15 protein-coding genes are annotated in these 19,176 nt (G+C 67.8%); 13 read left to right on the top strand and 2 right to left on the bottom strand.

The features are described 5' to 3' along the window. The first annotated feature begins 61 nt into the window (after positions 1-61). The 8 genes from BO226_RS12195 (at position 62) to ligA (ending at position 9,253) form a co-directional block, all read left to right on the top strand. A complete protein-coding gene (locus tag BO226_RS12195; protein ID WP_019288406.1) occupies positions 62-847 on the top strand; it encodes an electron transfer flavoprotein subunit beta/FixA family protein in 786 nt (261 codons plus the stop codon). A gap of 45 nt (positions 848-892) precedes the next feature. Then, positions 893-1,849 carry an electron transfer flavoprotein subunit alpha/FixB family protein gene (locus BO226_RS12190; RefSeq protein WP_006554564.1) on the top strand — a complete coding sequence of 319 codons (957 nt, stop codon included), beginning with the start codon at positions 893-895 and terminating at the stop codon, positions 1,847-1,849. Between the two features lie 148 nt (positions 1,850-1,997). Next, entirely contained in the window at positions 1,998-2,828 is an 831-nt protein-coding gene (locus BO226_RS12185; RefSeq protein ID WP_071935352.1) for a GNAT family N-acetyltransferase, read from the top strand. A gap of 83 nt (positions 2,829-2,911) precedes the next feature. Further along, positions 2,912-3,715 carry a lysophospholipid acyltransferase family protein gene (locus tag BO226_RS12180; RefSeq protein WP_156895207.1) on the top strand — a complete coding sequence of 268 codons (804 nt, stop codon included), beginning with the start codon at positions 2,912-2,914 and terminating at the stop codon, positions 3,713-3,715. Between the two features lie 58 nt (positions 3,716-3,773). Then, positions 3,774-5,009, top strand: a complete 1,236-nt coding sequence (locus tag BO226_RS12175; RefSeq protein ID WP_006554560.1) for a cysteine desulfurase family protein — start codon at positions 3,774-3,776, stop codon at positions 5,007-5,009. Next, positions 5,006-6,085 carry a tRNA 2-thiouridine(34) synthase MnmA gene (gene mnmA, locus BO226_RS12170; protein WP_033097734.1) on the top strand — a complete coding sequence of 360 codons (1,080 nt, stop codon included), beginning with the start codon at positions 5,006-5,008 and terminating at the stop codon, positions 6,083-6,085. Before BO226_RS12175 ends, mnmA begins: the two co-directional genes overlap by 4 nt. Then, positions 6,082-7,107, top strand: coding sequence for a methionine synthase (locus BO226_RS12165; RefSeq protein ID WP_071935351.1), 1,026 nt, complete (start codon positions 6,082-6,084; stop codon positions 7,105-7,107). Before mnmA ends, BO226_RS12165 begins: the two co-directional genes overlap by 4 nt. 37 nt (positions 7,108-7,144) lie before the next feature. Next, positions 7,145-9,253, top strand: coding sequence for an NAD-dependent DNA ligase LigA (gene ligA / locus BO226_RS12160; protein WP_071935350.1), 2,109 nt, complete (start codon positions 7,145-7,147; stop codon positions 9,251-9,253). 37 nt (positions 9,254-9,290) lie between these two features. Here ligA and BO226_RS12155 read toward each other — a convergent pair whose 3' ends face one another. Next, positions 9,291-9,932: a hypothetical protein gene (locus tag BO226_RS12155; protein WP_033097737.1), complete on the bottom strand. Its 642-nt coding sequence runs from the start codon at positions 9,930-9,932 to the stop codon at positions 9,291-9,293. A gap of 173 nt (positions 9,933-10,105) precedes the next feature. On the opposite strand from BO226_RS12155, the gene BO226_RS12150 reads away from it, so the two are divergent. The 5 genes from BO226_RS12150 to BO226_RS12130 all read left to right on the top strand — a co-directional run bounded on the left by BO226_RS12150 (position 10,106) and on the right by BO226_RS12130 (position 18,465). Then, positions 10,106-11,386, top strand: coding sequence for a metal-dependent hydrolase family protein (locus BO226_RS12150; RefSeq protein WP_024101399.1), 1,281 nt, complete (start codon positions 10,106-10,108; stop codon positions 11,384-11,386). Between the two features lie 58 nt (positions 11,387-11,444). Beyond that, a complete protein-coding gene (locus BO226_RS12145) occupies positions 11,445-12,320 on the top strand; it encodes a hypothetical protein (protein WP_039586015.1) in 876 nt (291 codons plus the stop codon). Between the two features lie 3 nt (positions 12,321-12,323). Then, entirely contained in the window at positions 12,324-14,309 is a 1,986-nt protein-coding gene (locus BO226_RS12140; protein WP_071935349.1) for a YhgE/Pip domain-containing protein, read from the top strand. A gap of 54 nt (positions 14,310-14,363) precedes the next feature. Further along, complete coding sequence (locus tag BO226_RS12135) at positions 14,364-15,755, top strand: glutamate decarboxylase (RefSeq protein ID WP_006554552.1); 1,392 nt, start codon at positions 14,364-14,366, stop codon at positions 15,753-15,755. A gap of 226 nt (positions 15,756-15,981) precedes the next feature. After that, positions 15,982-18,465, top strand: coding sequence for a LuxR C-terminal-related transcriptional regulator (locus BO226_RS12130; RefSeq protein ID WP_232238108.1), 2,484 nt, complete (start codon positions 15,982-15,984; stop codon positions 18,463-18,465). 35 nt (positions 18,466-18,500) lie between these two features. On the opposite strand, the gene BO226_RS12125 is transcribed toward BO226_RS12130, so the two are convergent. After that, entirely contained in the window at positions 18,501-19,151 is a 651-nt protein-coding gene (locus tag BO226_RS12125; protein ID WP_006554550.1) for an amino acid-binding protein, read from the bottom strand. Positions 19,152-19,176: the final 25 nt, after the last annotated feature.

Below are 19,176 nucleotides of genomic sequence, written 5' to 3'. Positions count from 1 at the left end.
TCGGTTCAGGCAGCGCCTTGCCGACCAAAGGCAGCTACACACAGGAGGTCGACGCAGACCCATGACGAACATCGTCGTTTTGATCAAGCAGGTCCCCGACACGTGGTCCGAGCGCAAGCTCAGCGACGGCGACTACACGCTCGACCGTGAGGCCGCCGACGCCGTGCTCGACGAGATCAACGAGCGCGCCGTCGAGGAAGCTCTGCTCATCAAGGAGCGCGACGGCGGTGAGGTCACCGTTCTGACCGCCGGCCCGGACCGCGCCACCGACGCCATCCGCAAGGCGCTGTCCATGGGCGCCGACAAGGCGATCCACCTCAACGATCCCGCCATGCACGGCTCCGACTCGATCCAGACCGCGTACGCGATCGCCGCTGCGCTCGGCCAGATCGAGGGTGTCGAGCTGGTCATCGCCGGTAACGAGGCCACCGACGGTCGCGTGGGCGCCGTGCCCGCGATCATCGCCGAGTACCTGGGCCTGCCCCACCTGACGCACCTGCGCAAGCTCACGATCGCGGACGGCAAGGCCTCCGGCGAGCGCGAGACCGACGAGGGCGTCTTCGGCATCGAGGCTCCGCTCCCCGCCATCGTCTCGGTCACCGAGAAGATCAACGAGCCCCGCTTCCCCTCCTTCAAGGGCATCATGGCCGCGAAGAAGAAGGAAGTTCAGACCCTCACCCTCGCCGACATCGGTCTCGATCCCGAGATCTTCGGTGTTGCGAACGCTGCGTCCACCGTCACCGGTGTGACTCCGAAGCCCCCGCGCACCGCGGGTGAGCGCGTCACCGACGAGGGCGACGGCGGCAGCAAGATCGCTCAGTACCTGGTCGGCCAGAAGATCATCTGATCGCGCCCCGCGACAACATCTGACATATCTAGGAGAGAAGTAGTAATGGCAGAAGTACTCGTGCTCGTCGAGCATGCCGAGGGCGCGCTCAAGAAGGTCAGCACCGAACTCATCACCGCCGCGCGTGTGCTCGGCGAGCCCTCCGCCGTCGTCGCAGGTGCCCCCGGCACCGCCGACGCGCTGCAGGACGCCCTCGCCGCCGCCGGTGCGGTCAAGGTCTACGCCGCCGAGTCCGAAGACGTCGACAACTACCTGGTGACCCCGAAGGTCGACGTCCTCGCGTCGCTCGTCGAGTCCACCAGCCCCGCCGCCGTCATCACCGCCGCGTCCGTCGAGGGCAAGGAGGTGTCGGGCCGCCTCGCCGCCCGCATCGGCTCCGGTCTGCTCGTCGATGTCGTCGACGTCAAGGCCGACGGCTCCGCCGTGCACTCGATCTTCGGTGGCGCGTTCACCGTCGACGCCAAGGCCAACGGTGAGGTCCCCGTGATCTCCATCCGCCCGGGCGCCATCGAGGCCAAGCCCGAGGCTGCCGCGGCCGAGCGTGTGGCCGTCGAGGTTCCGGCCCAGGAAGAGAACGCCGTGAAGATCGTCTCGCGCGATCCGATCGTCGGCGGCGACCGTCCGGAGCTGACCGAGGCGTCGATCGTCGTCTCCGGTGGCCGCGGTGTCGGTTCGGCCGACAAGTTCTCCGTCGTCGAGGAGCTCGCCGACTCGCTCGGTGCCGCCGTCGGTGCTTCCCGCGCCGCCGTCGACTCGGGCTACTACCCGGGCCAGTTCCAGGTCGGTCAGACCGGTAAGACGGTCTCCCCGCAGCTGTACGTCGCGCTCGGCATCTCCGGCGCCATCCAGCACCGCGCCGGCATGCAGACGTCGAAGACCATCGTCGCCGTCAACAAGGACGAAGAGGCCCCGATTTTCGAGATCGCGGACTACGGCGTCGTCGGCGACCTGTTCAACGTCGCTCCGCAGCTGACCGAAGAGGTCAAGAAGCACAAGGGCTGATCCGCTCCGGCAGATCGATCCCTGCGCGGCCCCGCTCCTTCGAAAGGAGCGGGGCCGCGTGCATTCTGCGGGAGTGTTCATCGGCGATGCATCGCCGCGACACCCCGTCGCCGCCGGCGCGCCTCCCACGGTCGTTACACCTTGGGGCATGACCACATCGCCGGTGCTGTACCGCCCGAGTGGGTTCACCGCTCCCGTCCTGTCCGGCCCCCGCTACTCCCTCGTCGTGTCGACGGAAGCGTCGGATCGCCTGGCTGCGCAACGCCTTCGGTACCGGGTTTTCTCCGGTGAACCCGGCTTCCGGATCCCCGATGCGGGGGGCGGATCCGACGCCGACCGGTTCGACGAGTTCTGCGACCACGTGCTGGTGCGCGATCGGGTCACCGACGACGTCGTCGGCTGTTACCGGATGCTGCCGCCCGAAGCCGCCCGCGAGGCCGGTGGGTACTACACCGCCACCGAATTCGATCTCTCCGCACTCGACCCACACGGGCGCGGCCTGGTGGAGATGGGCAGGGCCTGCGTCGATCCAGCCCACCGTTCCGGATCGGTCCTCACCCTGATGTGGGCCGGCATCCTGCACTATCTCGAGGCGACCGGACACAACGAGGTCGTCGGATGCGTCTCGGTGCCCATGCGCACGACGCCCGACGAACCCGAGGCGTCGAACGTCCGGGCCGTGCGCGACCTGCTGCTCGAACGACACGCCGTCGAACCCGCAGCGCGGGTCCGACCGCTGAATCCCGTGATGGTCGACGGCCACCCGCTCGACGAGATCGCTCCGTTGCCGCGTCCCGTGGTCCCGCCGCTCCTGCGCGGATACCTGCGGCTCGGTGCCCGGATCTGTGGTGAACCGGCCCACGATCCGGACTTCGGGGTCGCCGACTTCGTCGCGATACTAGCCGTGGACCGGGCGGACACCCGCTATCTCGCCCGCCTGCGCGCGGCCGCCGAGCGTGCCGAGCGGGGGTCGCGGTGACTCGGGTCGGTACGACACGGGTGCACGCGTGGATGCCGTCGAGTCCGTGCGGGATCCGGTGCCTGCCGGACGGGACGGATCGTGTGGGTCTGCCGACGGTGTGGTTGCGCATCGCGACGGTCGCGGTCGTGCTGACGGTGGTGCCGCTCCTGCTGGCAGGACGGATGATTCCCGCGGCGCGTCGGGAGAGCACGGTGCGGCGCAGTGCGCGCCTGTTGTTGTGGTGCGTAGGCATCCGTCCGACGATCGACGATCGGCGTGACCGACGGGCGCGCGCAGGGGGCGTGCTCGTCGTTGCACCGCACATCTCGTGGACGGATGTCCTCGTCCTCACCGCAGTCGCTCCCGCGGAGTTCGTCGCACGAGCGGACCTGCTCGACTGGGGCCTGCTGGGCGCGCTCGCACGCCGGATGCGTGTCATCCCCATCGAACGGGAACGACTGCGACTGCTGCCCGCCGTGATCGAGCGAGTACGCACCCGCTTGCTGGAGGGCGGGTGCGTCGCCGTCTTCCCCGAGGGCACGACGCGATGCGGACGGTCCCACGGCGGTTTCCGCCCCGCCCTGCTGCAGGCGGCCGTGGACGCGCAGTGCCCCGTCCAGCCCGTCGGCCTGCGATACGGCAAGCGCGGGGGAGACCTCACCGCCGCGCCGGCCTTCGTCGGTGACGAGACGATCGGTTCCTCGATCCGGCGGATGCTCCGGAACCGCGGTGTCGTCGTCGAAGTCGTGCTCGCTCCGCTCGAACATCCGGGTCGGGACCGGCACGATCTCGCAGCCCGATGCGCCCGCGCGGTCCGTGCCGAGCGCCCGGTCGAGGCCGTGACGTTCCTGCCGGTCGGCGGCTCACCGGCCGGTGGAACGGCACGGACGGTGGACGCCGCCTGACGGGCGACCCCCCTGAGCGCGGCGGGCACCTGCGCCGACCCGCTATCCTGGATCGGTCATGACCTCGCCCGCCGCCGGTCCCTCCGGTACCTCCACGACCGTCTACCTCGATCACGCCGCGACGTCGCCGATGCTTCCTGCGGCCGTCGAGGCGATGACGTCGGTCCTCGCCACCGTCGGAAACGCGTCCTCCCTGCACGGATCGGGGCGCGCAGCGCGCCGGCGCGTCGAGGAGTCGCGGGAGTCGATTGCGGCCGCCCTCGGCGCCCGGCCCTCCGAGGTGATCTTCGTCTCCGGTGGCACCGAGGGCGACAATCTGGCCGTCAAGGGCATCTATTGGGGTCGCCGCGCCCAGGACCCCCGGCGTCGCCGGATCCTCGCGAGCGCGGTCGAACACCACGCCGTGCTCGACGCCGTCGAATGGCTCGTCGAGCACGAGGATGCCCAGGTGACGTGGCTGCCGGTGGACGGCTCCGGCCGCGTCGATCCCACCACGCTCCGCGAGGAACTCTCGCGCCACGCCGACGAGGTCGCCCTCGTGTCCGTGATGTGGGCGAACAACGAGGTCGGCACCGTCATGCCGATCACCGAACTCGCTGCGGTCGCCGCCGAGTTCGACGTCCCGATGCACAGCGACGCCGTGCAGGCGGTCGCGCATCTCCCAGTCGATTTCACCGCGAGCGGACTGTCGGCGCTGACCCTGGCCGCTCACAAGTTCGGTGGTCCGCAGGGAGTGGGAGCGCTGCTGCTCGGCAGGCAGGTACCGTGCGTGCCGCTCGCCCACGGTGGGGGCCACGAACGCGACGTGCGGTCCGGGACGCAGGACACCGCGTCCATCGTGGCGATGGCCGCGGCGTTGCGCGAGGTCACCTCGGATCTGCCCGGCCGCACCGCCGAACTCGCGCACCTGCGCGATCTTCTTGTCGCGGGTGTCGAGGCGGCGATCCCCGACGCGATCCTCAACGGTCCTCGCGAGGTCGGACGACTGCCCAACAACGCGCACTTCACGTTCCCCGGATGCGAAGGCGACTCGCTGCTGATGTTGCTCGACGCGGCCGGTATCGAATGCTCGACCGGTTCGGCGTGCACCGCCGGGGTCGCGCGCGCGAGTCACGTACTCGTCGCGATGGGGGCGGACCCGATCACGGCACGCGGTTCGCTCCGATTCTCGTTGGGGCACACCACAACCCGCAGTGACATCGACAAGCTGATCGAAACTCTCCCTTCCGTGGTGGACAGGGCTCGCGCCGCCGGACTGGCGAGCGCCGGTGGACGAGGAGGTGACCGGAGATGAGGATTCTTGCGGCAATGAGCGGCGGTGTGGACTCGGCGGTCGCCGCCGCCCGCATGGTCGAGGCCGGACACGACGTCGTGGGAGTGCATCTCGCGTTGTCGGCCGCGCCGGGCACGCTGCGCACCGGCTCGCGCGGATGCTGCTCGAAGGAGGACGCCGGCGATGCTCGCCGCGCCGCCGACGTGCTCGGAATTCCCTTCTACGTCTGGGATTTCGCAGACCGCTTCAAGGAGGACGTGATCGACGACTTCGTCGCGTCCTATGCCGCCGGTGAGACCCCGAACCCGTGCCTGCGTTGCAACGAGAAGATCAAGTTCTCGGCGCTGGCCGACCGTGCCGTCGCGCTCGGCTTCGACGCCGTCGCCACCGGTCACTACGCGCAGTTGAACGACGGGGTGCTGCGTCGCGCCGTCGACGCCGACAAGGACCAGTCGTACGTACTCGCCGTGCTCACTGCGCAGCAGTTGTCGCGCGCGGTGTTCCCCGTCGGCGACACCCCCAAGAGCCGGATCCGCGAGGAGGCCGCCGAACGCGGACTCGCGGTGGCGAACAAGCCCGACAGCCACGACATCTGCTTCATCCCGTCGGGCGACACCCGCGCCTTCCTCGGTGCCCGGATCGGTGTGCGTCCCGGCGCCGTCGTGGACGACCGTTCGGGTGAGGTTCTTGCGCAGCACGAGGGCGTGCACGGTTTCACCATCGGCCAGCGCAAGGGACTCGGTATCGCCGGGCCCGGACCGGACGGCCGCCCCCGCTACGTCACCGCGATCGAACCGGAGAGCGGCACCGTGCGGGTCGGCAGCGCCGAACAGCTGAAGGTCGAGTCGATCCGCGCCGAACGCGCCGTGTGGACCTCCGGCACCGCTCCTGTCGGACCGATCGAGTGCGTCGTCCAGGTCCGCGCCCACGGTGGCCTGGCCCCGGCCGTCGCCGAAGCGGTGGGTCCGGGCATCGAGATCTCGCTGCGCGAACCGCTCACCGGTGTCGCCGCCGGTCAGGCCGCCGTGCTGTACCGGTCCGACGCTGCGGGCGACATCGTCCTCGGCAGCGGAACCATCGCGGCAGGGGACCGGTGACGGCACCTGCCACCGGCCGCGAGGTGTGGTCCGGTCTCGCGACAGGCATCGGTTCGTGGCCCGGGACGGACCCGCGCGAGGCCGCGGCGGTCGTCGTCGGCGAACTCACGGATCTGCCCCACCTCGTCGAACTGCCGGCACGCGGCCTCGGTGCCGACATGATCGGGCGGGTCAGCGCCCTGCTCGTCGACATGTACCTCGACACCTCGACCACCGGCTACCGCCTCGTGTCGCGACGCGGCGGTGTGGCCGCCCGGGCGCGCGACCTGCTCGCCCAGGATCTCGATGCGCTCGAGGAGGCCTGGGAACGTGCCGGGCTGGATGCCGGCCGCCCCGTGAAGGTGCAGGCTGCCGGGCCGCTCACCCTCGCCGCCCACGTCGAACTCGCCACGGGACGCCGGGTGCTCATCGACCGCGGCGCCGTTCGCGACCTGGCCGAATCGCTCGCGGAGGGCCTGGCCCGACACGCCGCCGAGATCACCCGCCGGCTCGGGGTTCAGGTGGTCGCGCAACTCGACGAACCGTCGCTGCCGGATGTGCTCGCCGGAACGCTGAAGGGCCGGACCGTCCTCGAGACCGTCCCTGCCGTGCCGGACCCGGAAGCGCTGGACGTGCTCGACACGACGATTCGGGGCACTGGGCTCTCCGTCGCGGTGCACTGCTGCGCGGGCACCTTCCCGGCCGACTTCCTGCGGCGCAGCGCTGCCGACGCTGTGGCCTTCGACGTCGGATGCGTGCGACGCTCCGACCTCGACGGACTCGGGGAACTGTTCGACTCGGGCACGGTCCCGATACTCGGACTCGTGCCCGCCACCGCACCGGCCTCGACGGGCTGGCGCGAGTACGCGGCACCGGCCGTCGAGCTGATCGACCGGCTCGGGTTCCCCAGGAAGGTGCTGCAATCGGTGGCGGTGAGCCCGGTCTGCGGGCTGGCCTCGGCCTCCACGGAGGGGGCACGGGCCGCTCTGCGTTCGTTGCGCGACGTCGCGTCGGCCTTCGCTGAGGAAGCCGACACGCTCTGAGTATTCCGGTCGGTCCCCTCGACTAGGCTTGCAGGCTGTGAGTGAACCGACGGACGCACCCATCACCGCTCCTCCGGAGGCGCGTGAGCGCTGGCAGGATCTCGCCGAACAGGTGCGCGAGCATCAGTTCCGTTATTACGTGCGCGACGCCCCCATCATCTCCGACGGTCAGTTCGACGCGCTCCTCGGCGAACTGCAGGCACTCGAGGATCAGTACACCGAACTCCGCACGCCGGATTCGCCCACCCAGCTGGTCGGCGGCGGCTTCGCCACCGAATTCGGTGCCGTCGAGCATCTCGAACGGATGCTCAGCCTCGACAACGTCTTCGACGAGGACGAACTGCGCGCGTGGCTCTCGCGCGCCGAGGTCGAGACCGGCACTCACCCCGATTATCTGTGCGAGGTGAAGATCGACGGCGTGGCGCTCAGCCTCGTCTACGAGAACGGCAAACTCGTCCGCGCGGCCACCCGCGGCGACGGACGCACCGGGGAGGACGTCACCCTCAACGCCCGCACGATCGACGACGTTCCCGAAAAGCTCACCGGCACCGCCGAATACCCGATCCCGACGTTGCTCGAAGTGCGCGGCGAGGTGTTCTTCCGGCTCGAGGACTTCCAGACCCTCAACGCCGGGCTGGTGGCCGAAGGCAAGCCGCCCTTCGCGAATCCCCGCAATTCCGCCGCCGGTTCCCTGCGGCAGAAGAACCCGGCCGTCACCGCGCGCCGGCGTCTGCGCATGTACTGCCACGGCTACGGCCGCATGGAGGGCTTCGAACCCCGCTCGCAATCCGACGCCTACGCGGCCTTCGCGGCCTGGGGCCTGCCCGTCTCACCGCACACTGTTCGCGTGCAGGGCGCCGAGGCGGTCGTCGAGCGGATGCGCTACTGGGGCGAACACCGCCACGACATCGAACATGAGATCGACGGCCTGGTGGTCAAGATCGACGACATGGGGCTGCACCGACGCCTCGGTGCCACGTCCCGCGCCCCACGGTGGGCGATCGCCTACAAGTACCCGCCGGAGGAGGTCACCACCAAGCTCCTCGACATCCGCGTCAGTGTCGGGCGCACCGGACGCGTGACCCCCTTCGCCTACATGGAGCCGGTCACCGTCGCCGGGTCCACCGTCTCGCTGGCGACGCTGCACAACGCGTCCGAGGTGGAGCGCAAAGGCGTGCTCATCGGCGACACCGTGGTCATCCGCAAGGCCGGCGACGTGATCCCGGAGGTCCTCGGCCCGGTCGTCGACCTGCGCGACGGTTCCGAGTACGCCTTCGAGATGCCCACGCAGTGCCCCGAATGCGGTACCACCCTCGCCCCGGCGAAGGAGGGCGACGTCGACCTGCGCTGCCCCAACTCGCGGTCGTGCCCGGCGCAATTGCGCGAGCGGGTCTTCCACGTCTCGGGCAGGGGAGCGTTCGACATCGAAGCCCTCGGCTACGAGGCGGCCACGGCGCTGCTCGAGGGGAAGATCATCGCCGACGAGGGCGACCTGTTCTCGCTCACGAAGGAAGACCTCGAACGCATCCCGTTTTTCCGCACCGCCAAGGGCGTGCTGTCGAAGAACGGCGAACGTCTGCTGCAGAACCTCGACAAGGCGAAGGAACAGCCGCTCTGGCGCGTGCTGGTCGCCCTGTCCATCCGGCACGTCGGACCGACCGCTGCGCGTGCGCTGGCCACCGAGTTCGGCAGCCTCGACCGGATCCGGGCCGCGTCCGTCGACGAGCTCGCGGCCGTCGAGGGCGTCGGACCGACGATCGCCGCGGCGGTGACCGACTGGTTCACCGTCGATTGGCACGTCGCGATCGTCGACAAGTGGGCGGCAGCGGGTGTGCGGATGGCCGACGAACGCGACGAATCGATCCCGCGAACCCTCGAAGGACTGTCGATCGTGGTTACGGGCACGCTCGCGGGATTCTCCCGCGACCAGGCCAAGGAGGCCGTCCTCGCGCGCGGAGGCAAGGCCGCCGGATCGGTGTCGAAGAAGACGGCTTTCGTCGTCATCGGCGACAACCCGGGTTCGAAGGCCGACAAGGCCGCCGATCTCGGAGTACCCGTGCTCGACGAGGACGGTTTCCGGATCCTGCTCGACGAGGGGCCCGACGCCGCTCGCGCCTATCTCGAAGGGCGCGAAGGGGAGAACTGAGACGCTCTCCGCCGGCAGGTGCCCTGCCGGCGAATTCTCAGGAGGCCGTTGCGGATTCCGGTTCCTCGGCGCTGCGCCTCCCGAGGAATACCGCCGCGGCGAGCAGGAAGCAGATCGCCCCGACGAACGTGCCGGCGTTGGCAAGGCTCGGGTCGAGAGTGTTTCCGTCGTCGAGGACGAACGAACCGACGGCGGAGACCCCGAAAGCGATCGACCCGAGCATGTTCAGCCACCCGCTGATCCAGTCCTTCGAGCGCGGCGCCCAATGCGAGCCCGCTCGCCAGAGGACTGCACACGCGATCGCGCTCGACACCAGAAAGCACAGGGAACCTTCGAGATTGGGGTTCCACACCAGGTGCTCCTCACCCTTGACGGTGTGGGCGTGCAGTGCGGCTCCCGTGCTGACGTTGAACAGCAGCGTACCGATGAACTGGATCAGCGACGCGAGCCAGTCGGCGCGGATCGCCGGGCTGCCCTTGTCCGTGACGGTGGCCGGCCCACTGAGCATCAATTGGACGAATGCTGCACCCGTGAAGAACCAGGAACCCACGAAGAACGAAGTATTTGCACCGGCGGTGCCGAGAAGCGTCGCAATTCCGGGCGCCGAACCCAATGCGAACAGGGCGGCGCCGATGACGAATCCCCAGGACTGCATGCGCAATGTCGGGTGAATCAGCATTGGCGCAGTGTAAGTCGAAGATCGGAAATTTGTGTGTTTTCAAAAGAAACTATCCGATCGAATAGGTGCAGTTCAGAACGAACTTTCGAAAAGGGTGAACGGTTGGGGTGAATTGGTTCGGGATCCTTTCGGTTGGTCGGAAGTCGTGTTCGATGCGCGTTAGCGTCCCAGCCATGACGGAAACCGGTAAGTCCACTCAGCGCCTTCTTTTCCGTAATGTGCGAGTTTTCGACGGAGTTTCCGGAGAGCTCGTCACCGGCGACGTACTGATCGACGGAGACCGCATCGTCGCCGTATCCGAATCGCCGATCGGCGACGAACCCGGCCGCGAGACCGACGTGATCGACGGCGGCGGGCGGGTCCTCATGCCCGGCATGTCCGACGCGCACGTCCACCTCGTCGGTAACGCGAACTCCTACATCGACATGGTGATGGGCAGTGAAGCGCACATCGCGCTCAACGGCCTCGCCGAGGCCCGCAACATGCTGCTGCGCGGCTTCACCGCCGTCCGCGACATGGCCGGCGACACCGGCAGCATCAAATCGGTGATCGACCGGGGATTGTTCGACGGTCCCCGCATCTACCCGTCCCAGGCCGCGATCTCGCAGACGTCCGGGCACGGCGACTTCGGCTTCGTCTACGAATGCCCCACAGCCCTCGGTGGGGATCAGGCCCGCGCCGAACAGATCGGCTTCATGCGGGTCGCCGACGGTGAGGACCGGGTCCTCGCAGCCGTGCGCGAGCAACTCAAGAAAGGTGCATCGCAGATCAAGCTGATGGTCGGCGGCGGAGCGGCGTCCATGTACGACCCGCTGTACACCGTCCAGTTCATCGACAGAGAACTGCGTGCCGCCGTCCAGGCCGCATCCGACTACGGCACGTACGTGGCCACCCACGTCTACAACGTCACCGGGATCCGCCGCGCGGTCGCGGCCGGGGTGAAGTCGATCGAGCACGGCCACCTCGCCGACGAGGAGACCGTCGCACTGCTCGCGGAGAAGGAGGTGTGGTTGTCGATGCAGCCCTTCGCACTCGGCGACCACCACTATCCCGACCCGGATCGCGCGGAGAAGGACAAGCAGATCTGCACCGGCACCGACCACGTCTACGAGTGGGCGCAGAAGCACGGCGTGAAGACGGCCTGGGGAACCGACCTGCTGCTCGAGCCGCAGATCGCGCCGCGCCAGAGCGAGATGGCCGCGCGGCTCGGCGACCACTACAGCAACCTCGACGCGCTGCGGATGCTCACCTCCGGAAACGCCGAACTGTTCCGGCTCGCAGGCGAACGCGATCCCTACCGTCAGGCCCGATGGGGTGTGATCGACAAGGGCGCCTGGGCGGACGTGCTCCTCGTCGACGGCAACCCGCTCGAGGATCTGAGTCTGATCGCCGATCCGGCAAAGAACCTGTCGGTCATCGTGAAGAACGGCCACGTCGTCAAGAACAGCCTGTGACCGTGGCAGCGCATCGGACACGGCACCACACCCCACTCGCTCGGCGCAAGGACAGTCGGTGACTCACTACGGGCAGCACAGCGACGCAGAGGCCTGGGACGAGTTGTCGGACGAACAGCTCGAGGATCCCTTCGTCGTGGACGGAAACTACGGCGGAACGCCGGTGGGCACAGCCGAACCGGATGATGTCGGGACTCCGCCGTACGGCGCTCCGGTCGTGCAGCGGGCAACCGCCCGACAGACGCCGGGCACACTCGTGTCGGCGCGCGGGATCGAACTCCACGGACCCTGGGGCCATGTCTTCGGCCCCCTCGACCTGGACCTCGACGCCGGGGGAGTGACGGTTCTGGCCGCGCAGGCCGGTGCTGCGCGTACCGCGTTGCTCATGGCTCTGTGCGGTCGCATGCGACTGACCCGGGGATCGCTGACGGTTCTCGGCGAGGACAGACCGCAGAAGATCATCGCGCGGTCGGCGATTGCGTGCATGAACGAGCTCGACGAGGTACGCCCGTCGGTCACCGTGCGCGATCTCGTCACCGAGCAGAAGCGGTGGGATTCCCCGTGGTACAAGTTCGTTCCGCGGGTCCGTGAGGACGGTATCGCCGAGATGTGCGAGGAGATCTTCGGCGACGTACCGCTGCCACCGCTCGAGGCGTTCGTCGACGACCTCCCCGAACTCCAGCAACTGCTCCTGCGGATCTCGGTGGCGAACACCCGGCGTCCGCCACTGCTGGTGGTGGGCCGGATCGATCGGATCGCCGACGACGTCGAACGTGCCACCCTGCTCGGCCGGCTCGTCGCGCTCGGTGAGAACCAGGCGGTGATCATCGGCGACGTGAACCCCGTCGACCCCGATAGCGGGGTACGGGCCGTGGTGGACATGCACGATCTGCTCGGACCCGGTGACATCGGCGTCCTGACGAAGAGGAAGTGACGAGTGCTCGCAGGCGTCTCTCTCGGTAGCGACTCGAAGCGATACTTCCGCGGCACGATGCCGCGCATCGCGATCGCGACGATCATTCTCATGCCGTTGCTGTACGGGGCCATGTACCTGTGGGCCTTCTGGAATCCGTTCGGTGCGGTGAACAAGATTCCCGCGGCGATCGTCAACAACGACACCGGTCGTTCGTCGACGGGGGAACAGGTCGACGCCGGCGATCAGGTCGTGAAGTCCCTCATCGCATCCGGTCAGCTCGATCTGGCGGAGGTGTCGGAAGAGGACGCCGTCGCGGGTCTGGCCGACGGAAAGTACTACTACACCATCACGATTCCGGAGAATTTCACCGAAGCGGTCGAATCCCCCAACGGCGACAACCCGGAGAAGGCGAATCTGGTCTTCACTTTCAACGACGCGAACAACTATCTCGCGACGATCATCGGGCAGGACGCGTCCGAACAGGTGATCGGACAGGTGAACTCCACGATCGGTGCCCAAGGTGTCGGGACCGTGCTCACCGGTCTCGAGAGCGCCGGCTCGGGTCTGAAGCAGGCCGCCGACGGTGCCGGGCAACTCGCCGACGGCATCGACACGGCCAAGAGCGGCGCGGACCAGCTCGCTTCGGGATCGCAGGAGCTCGCGACGAACATGGTCACGGCGCGAGACGGGTCGGCGCAGCTCGCTACCGGCGCGAACGAACTCGCCACCGCGGTCGACGGCGTGACGGGTCCGCTGCTCAGCGCGCTCGACAGCGGTGCCCTCTCGGGTGTCGCCGGGCAGGCAGCGGAGCTGCGGGCCTCGCTCGACGCCCTCGAATCGCGGGTACCGCAGACCACGCAGTCGACGGTGAACCAGGCCGTACAGCAGGTCGTCGACATCCTGAACCGGAGCTCCGATCCGGTCGTGCAGCAGGCGATCACCGCGTTGACACCGCTGACGGCGCAACAGGCGGCCTCCGATGCCGACGCCCTACGCGCTGAGATCATGCGTCTGCAGGCAGGCGCCGAACAACTCGAGTATCAACTCGGCAACCCGAACAGTCCGCTACAGGGAGCCCTGGCGACGTTGTCGAACGGGGGACTGGCGGCGGACGTGAACCGACTCCGCAGCGGTGTCGACGAACTGAGCTCCGGTGCCGCCACGCTGAACTCCGGTCTCGTCCAACTCACCGACGGCAGTGTCCAGTTGGCCGACGGAGCAGGAGAGCTGTCCTCGGGCATGGTCGAGTTGCAGTCGGGTTCGCAGGAACTCGCGCAGGCCCTGAGTCAGGGTGCCACCCAGGTGCCGAACTGGACGGACGAACAACGCACCACCACCGCCGAGACGTTGTCGACTCCGGTTGCTCTGCAACAGAACTACACGAACGAGGCACCCACCTTCGGTACCGGTTTCGCCCCGTTCTTCCTGTCGCTCGCCCTGTTCGTCGGCGGCATCATCACCTGGATGCTGCTCACCCCGTTGCAGTCGCGGCCCACCGTCGCGGGACTCGGTGCCTACCGCACGGTCCTCGCGTCGTACTGGCCGGCTCTGCTGGTAGGCATCCTGCAGGTGGTCGTGATGTACACGGTCGTCCATTTCGGCGTCGGACTGGACGTGAAGCACGTGGTGGGGACGATCCTGTTCCTGATCTTGATCTCCGCAACGTATCTGGCCATGATCCAAGCGTTCAATGCGATCTTCGGCGTCGCCGTCGGTCGGGTGGTGACCTTGGCCTTCCTGATGCTGCAACTGGTCTCGGCCGGCGGTATCTACCCCGTGCCGACCACGGCGAAGCCGTTCCAGTACATCCACCCGTTCGACCCGATGACCTACACCGTCAACGGTCTGCGGCAGCTCACCGTCGCCGAGAACATCGATTCGCGATTGTGGATCGCAATCGCTGTCCTGGCCGGAATCCTGCTCGTATCGTTGACGCTGAGTGCCCTGTCGGTTCGGCGCAACCGCCGCTACACGATGGAGAGGCTGTACCCGCCGATCGAGGTGTGAGAGCCGCCCCGGATGTCCTGATGTCACCGGATCGACGAGTGTTCGATGCGGGAAATGGAGGAAACCATGTCAGAGTCCAATGCTCCAGCCGAGACACTCGCACCTGCCTTCACCGGCAGACTCGGTACCGACCCGATTCCTGCTCTGCGACTTCCCAAGTCGGAGACCGATCCGGAGGCGACGTACCAGTTCATACACGACGAGCTGATGCTCGACGGCAGCTCGCGGCTCAACCTGGCGACCTTCGTCACCACGTGGATGGATCCGCAGGCGGGTCGTCTCATGGCCGAGACGTTCGACAAGAACATGATCGACAAGGACGAGTATCCGGCCACGGCGGAGATCGAGACCCGTTGCGTCAACATGGTCGCGGCCTTGTTCCACGCCGAGAACCTCGATCCGGCCGATCCGTCGTCGGCCACCGGCGTCTCGACGATCGGTTCGTCCGAGGCCGTCATGCTCGGCGGTCTCGCGCTCAAGTGGCGCTGGCGTGAGGCCCGTAGGGCCGCCGGCAAGGACGCGTCGAAGCCGAACCTGGTGCTCGGCAGCAACGTGCAGGTGGTGTGGGAGAAGTTCTGCCGCTACTTCGACGTCGAGCCGAAATACCTGCCGATGGAGCCCGGCCGTTACGTCATCACCCCCGAGCAGGTCCGCGAAGCGGTCGACGAGAACACCATCGGCGTCGTCGCGATCCTCGGCACCACCTTCACCGGTGAACTCGAGCCGGTGGCGGAGATCGCCGCCGCGCTCGACGAGCTCGCGGCCTCCGGCGGTCCCGACGTCCCGTTGCACGTCGACGCCGCCTCCGGTGGCTTCGTGGTGCCCTTCCTCCATCCGGACCTCGAATGGGACTTCCGTGTGCCGCGGGTCGTGTCCATCAACGTCAGTGGTCACAAGTACGGCATGACCTATCCGGGTATCGGTTTCGTCGTCTGGCGCTCGAAGGAACATCTGCCCGAGGACCTGGTCTTCCGGGTCAACTACCTCGGTGGCGACATGCCGACGTTCACGCTCAACTTCTCGCGTCCTGGTAACCAGGTCATCGGCCAGTACTACAACTTCATCCGGCTCGGTGTCGCCGGGTACACGCAGATCATGGAGACCCTGCGCGACACCGCGCTCATGCTGTCGAAGCAGATCTCCGAGATCGAGAACATGGCGATCATCACGGACGGCTCCGCCATCCCGGTCATCTCCTTCGAGGTGACGGGCGACCCCGGCTTCACGGTGTTCGACATCTCCCACGAATTGCGGGCCCGCGGATTCCAGGTTCCGGCCTACACGATGCCGGCCGACGCGGAGGACGTCGCGGTCCTGCGAATCGTGCTTCGCGAGGGCTTCAGCCGGGACATCGCCCACAAGCTCGGTGAAGACATCGCCGATGTAGTCGGATATCTCCGCGAGGGTGTCGGTCGCGGCCACACCGACCAGGCATTCGCACACTGAACGAAGTCGCAGCGGGGGAGAAGCTCACCGAGTTTCTCCCCCGCCGACGTGAGATCCGTTCGTGGACCGTGTGAATGGAGGTACGGGACTACTTCGATGTGATTCCTGGCGCGCGATCGGAATCCCGGCGAAATCCGTCATTTCCCCCGCCGGCTGCTAATATTTGCACATACTTGTGAGTCCGTTTCGAGGGCGATGCTGCCCGGATGCGAAAGGGATAGTGGACGTGCCGAGAACACTGCCTTTGTCCCGTCGCCGATTGTTCTCCGTTCTGTCCGCGCATTCCGAACTCGCCGTGATCCTCGGTGGCCCCTTCTCCGGCAAGACGACCCTCGTCGACACGTGGCTGGCGATCGACCCGTGTCCCGAGTGGGCGCCGGTGGTGATTCCCGAACCCGCGCACGACGTCACACCCGAGACCTACTGGGCGACGGTGGCATCGTCGCTGTGCACCTCCCTCGGAGTCGACGAACCCGTTGCGGCGGAAGGCTCCTTCGACTCGTTGTGTTCGATACTGGTCCGGCACCCCCGGCCCGTGATGTTCGTGCTCGACGGTGTCCGGTCGGTCGAAGCGATCGAAGACCGGGTCGGGCAGTTGCTGCGGCTCGGGCCGCAGGTGCGGATGGTGGTCACCAGCAGGGCCACAGGCTCGTGGGCCGAACTTGTCGACGGACACCCGCACAGGACGATCGTCGGCGACGACGACCTGGCGTTCACCGTGGACGAGACCGCTGCACTGTGCCGGCTCTTCGGACTTGCGCGGGACCAACGCACCATCGAGTGGATCACCCGCCGCACCGAAGGATTCGCCGCATTCGTCGCGGCGGTGTGTGCGACGCTGCGTGCCGAGAAGCCGGATCGGGTCTACGGCACCGACGCCCTCGACGTCCTGGTCGACTCGACCGTCGATCTCGTCGTCATGCATGTCGTGGCCGCGGATCCCTCACTGGCACTGTCCTCCCGCTCGGTCCTCGTCTCCGCCGCACCCAACACGGTGACGGAGTCGTCGATTTCGGCTCTACCACACATCGACGACAGCGACGCCTTCCTCACCGCGCTGACCGAGTCGGGACTGATCGAGGCCTGCTCGACGGACGAGGACTCCACGGACGGCGAGACCGCCTGGCGCTATCCCGAGGTCGTCCACAGATCACTCCTGCGGGTGGGCAGCGCCGAATACCCGAAGGAGCTGTGGGATGCGCGGTCGGCTCTCATCGACTACTGGTTGCAGCGCTCGCGTCCGGACATCGCCCTCGAACATGCCGTGGAGCGGCGCGACTGGCGATGCGCGATCGACATCGTCGAGAAGAACTGGGTGGCACTGTACGGAAGCGGATCGCTCCGCTCCCTGGGGATCGTGCTGCTCGAGCTGCTCCCCGACGACATGACGACCAACGATCGCACCGTCGCGTCGCTGCGGACGATCACCCGTGCCCGGAACCAGGCGGGAGAGCCGGAACAGTGGGCCTTCCCGCGATCCTTCGAAACGATCCTTCGCCTCGGAAGTCTCCGGATGCAGGGTGCCTACGACGAGGCGATGGAAGTGTGCGACGGCCTGGCCACCGAACCCGTGCCGAATTTCGAGACGCTGGACGACACGACCCGGCACGCCCACGGACTGAAATACCTCAACTTCGGCACCGTCTACCTCCTCGGCGGACGCACCACCGATGCCGGAACGATGCTGCGCCGTGCCCACACGGCGGGTCGCGGTGTGTTCGTCGAGCGAGAGGCCGCGGGCAAACTCGCGCTCCTCGAAGCCCTCCGGGGCCGGACCCACGAGGCGACCCGGTGGATCGAGGAGGAGCTCCGGCATCCGCCGATCATGGGAGAGGCCGAGGCCCTCATCCGTACGGCGGGCCTGGTCGCCACCGCGCTCGTGGCCCTCGACAGGCTCGACACCGGCACGGCCTTCCGCGCGCTCTCCGAACTCGGCACTCCCCGCCACACGGAAGAGTTGTGGGCGGCCGTCATGTACGCGCGGGGGCGACTGGCGCTGCTGAGCGGTGTGCCCGCCGACGGCCTGCTGTACATCGATTCGGAACTTCAGCACTTCTCCCATCGCCTCACCGGTATCTCCGCGGTGTTGGTCGATGCCGCGCGTGCCGACCTGCACCTCGCGCTCGGCGAGGCCCGCGCGGCGCGCGAGCTGGTCGACAGCTCGACGCACCCCCTCACGGCTCCGGCCCGTGCGCGATTGCGTCTGCTCGGCGGCGATCCCGGAGGCGCGGAGGTGATCGTGCATCGTGGGGATGCCGCCCGTGAGCACTGTCCGGCCGTCGGTGCGGAACTCGCCCTGATCGGATCGGTGGCGTCTCTGAGACTCGGTCGCCGCACCGATGCGCGACGGCATCTCCAGCGGGCCGTGGTGCTGGCGGAACATGCCGGGGTGACACGGCCGTTCGTCGGAGTCCCGCCCTCGGCCGTGCGCGACATCCTGTCGCTCGGGGTCGACCTGCCGATCGATCTCGACCCGGCGATGGCCGAGTACGGCATCTTCCGCGAGATCCGTGTCGTCGTACGGCTGACCCCACGCGAGCGCGCGGTCCTCGACGCATTGCTCGCCGGCGGCACGACGAGCACGATCGCCAAGGAACAGTTCGTCACCCTCAACACCGTCAAGACCCAATTGCGTTCCCTCTACCGGAAACTGGGCGTGCATTCGCGTGAGGAAGCGATCGCGCAGGCGCACAGGCTCGTCGTCGGCTGAGACCCTTTCCCGAAGCTGCGACCGGAACCCGGGGACTATCGGAGGACGGTGCCGACGATGCCCGCGAAGTAACCGATGCGTGCGATCTCGGACGGACGGAACTCCGGTCCGCCGGGGCGGCCGAGGACGAGGACACGTTCGGGCGAGCCGAGGGGAGCGGCCGCGAGCATCGTGTCCATGTCGCGCCAGAGCTGCGGCACCCACTCACCGTCGTGGTCGAGCAGGGTGGCCTCGGCGAGCGGCATCCAGGGGACGCCGTCGAGGTGGGTCTCCGGCGAACCCGGGCTCCCCGCGAGGCGGAAGATGCCGTTCGGGCCGACTCCGAGCACGGTCGCCCAACCCACGCGGAGCACCCGGGGAGCGCCGTCGACGAGGATCTGGATGCGGTCGTCGCGGGCGGCGGCGACGTGATCGATCAATTCGAGTTCGCGATGGGTGTCGAGGATTCCGGCGTAGGGACGGATCGAGTCGACCGTCACACCGGGCAGGGCCTCGGCCGCGGTGAGGAGCGTGTCGGGGAGCTTGCCCGGCTCGACGTCGACGACGAGATCGTCGATCGCGAAGTCCGTGCCGCGTTCGACGACGTCGAGCGACAGGATGTCGGCGCCGACCGAACCGAGCGCCAGGGCGAGCGAGCCGAGGCTACCGGGACGATCGGGGAGCCTGACACGCAAGAGGTACGACACGTGAGTCCTTTCCCCAGTCGGTTTC

Origin of the sequence: Rhodococcus sp. 2G (assembly GCF_001886355.1) — a bacterium.
GTDB lineage: Bacteria > Actinomycetota > Actinomycetes > Mycobacteriales > Mycobacteriaceae > Rhodococcus > Rhodococcus pyridinivorans.
The sequence above is the reverse complement of the archived record's forward strand: the minus strand, read 5'-3'. Positions and strand labels throughout refer to the sequence as shown.

Coding starts and splice junctions, on each gene's coding strand:
- BO226_RS12155 (WP_033097737.1), bottom strand. CDS start 9,932: ATGCTGATTCACCCGACATTGCGCATGCAGTCCTGGGGATTCGTCATC.
- BO226_RS12135 (WP_006554552.1), top strand. CDS start 14,364: ATGGAGGAAACCATGTCAGAGTCCAATGCTCCAGCCGAGACACTCGCA.
- BO226_RS12175 (WP_006554560.1), top strand. CDS start 3,774: ATGACCTCGCCCGCCGCCGGTCCCTCCGGTACCTCCACGACCGTCTAC.
- BO226_RS12195 (WP_019288406.1), top strand. CDS start 62: ATGACGAACATCGTCGTTTTGATCAAGCAGGTCCCCGACACGTGGTCC.
- BO226_RS12150 (WP_024101399.1), top strand. CDS start 10,106: ATGACGGAAACCGGTAAGTCCACTCAGCGCCTTCTTTTCCGTAATGTG.
- BO226_RS12190 (WP_006554564.1), top strand. CDS start 893: ATGGCAGAAGTACTCGTGCTCGTCGAGCATGCCGAGGGCGCGCTCAAG.
- mnmA (WP_033097734.1), top strand. CDS start 5,006: ATGAGGATTCTTGCGGCAATGAGCGGCGGTGTGGACTCGGCGGTCGCC.
- BO226_RS12185 (WP_071935352.1), top strand. CDS start 1,998: ATGACCACATCGCCGGTGCTGTACCGCCCGAGTGGGTTCACCGCTCCC.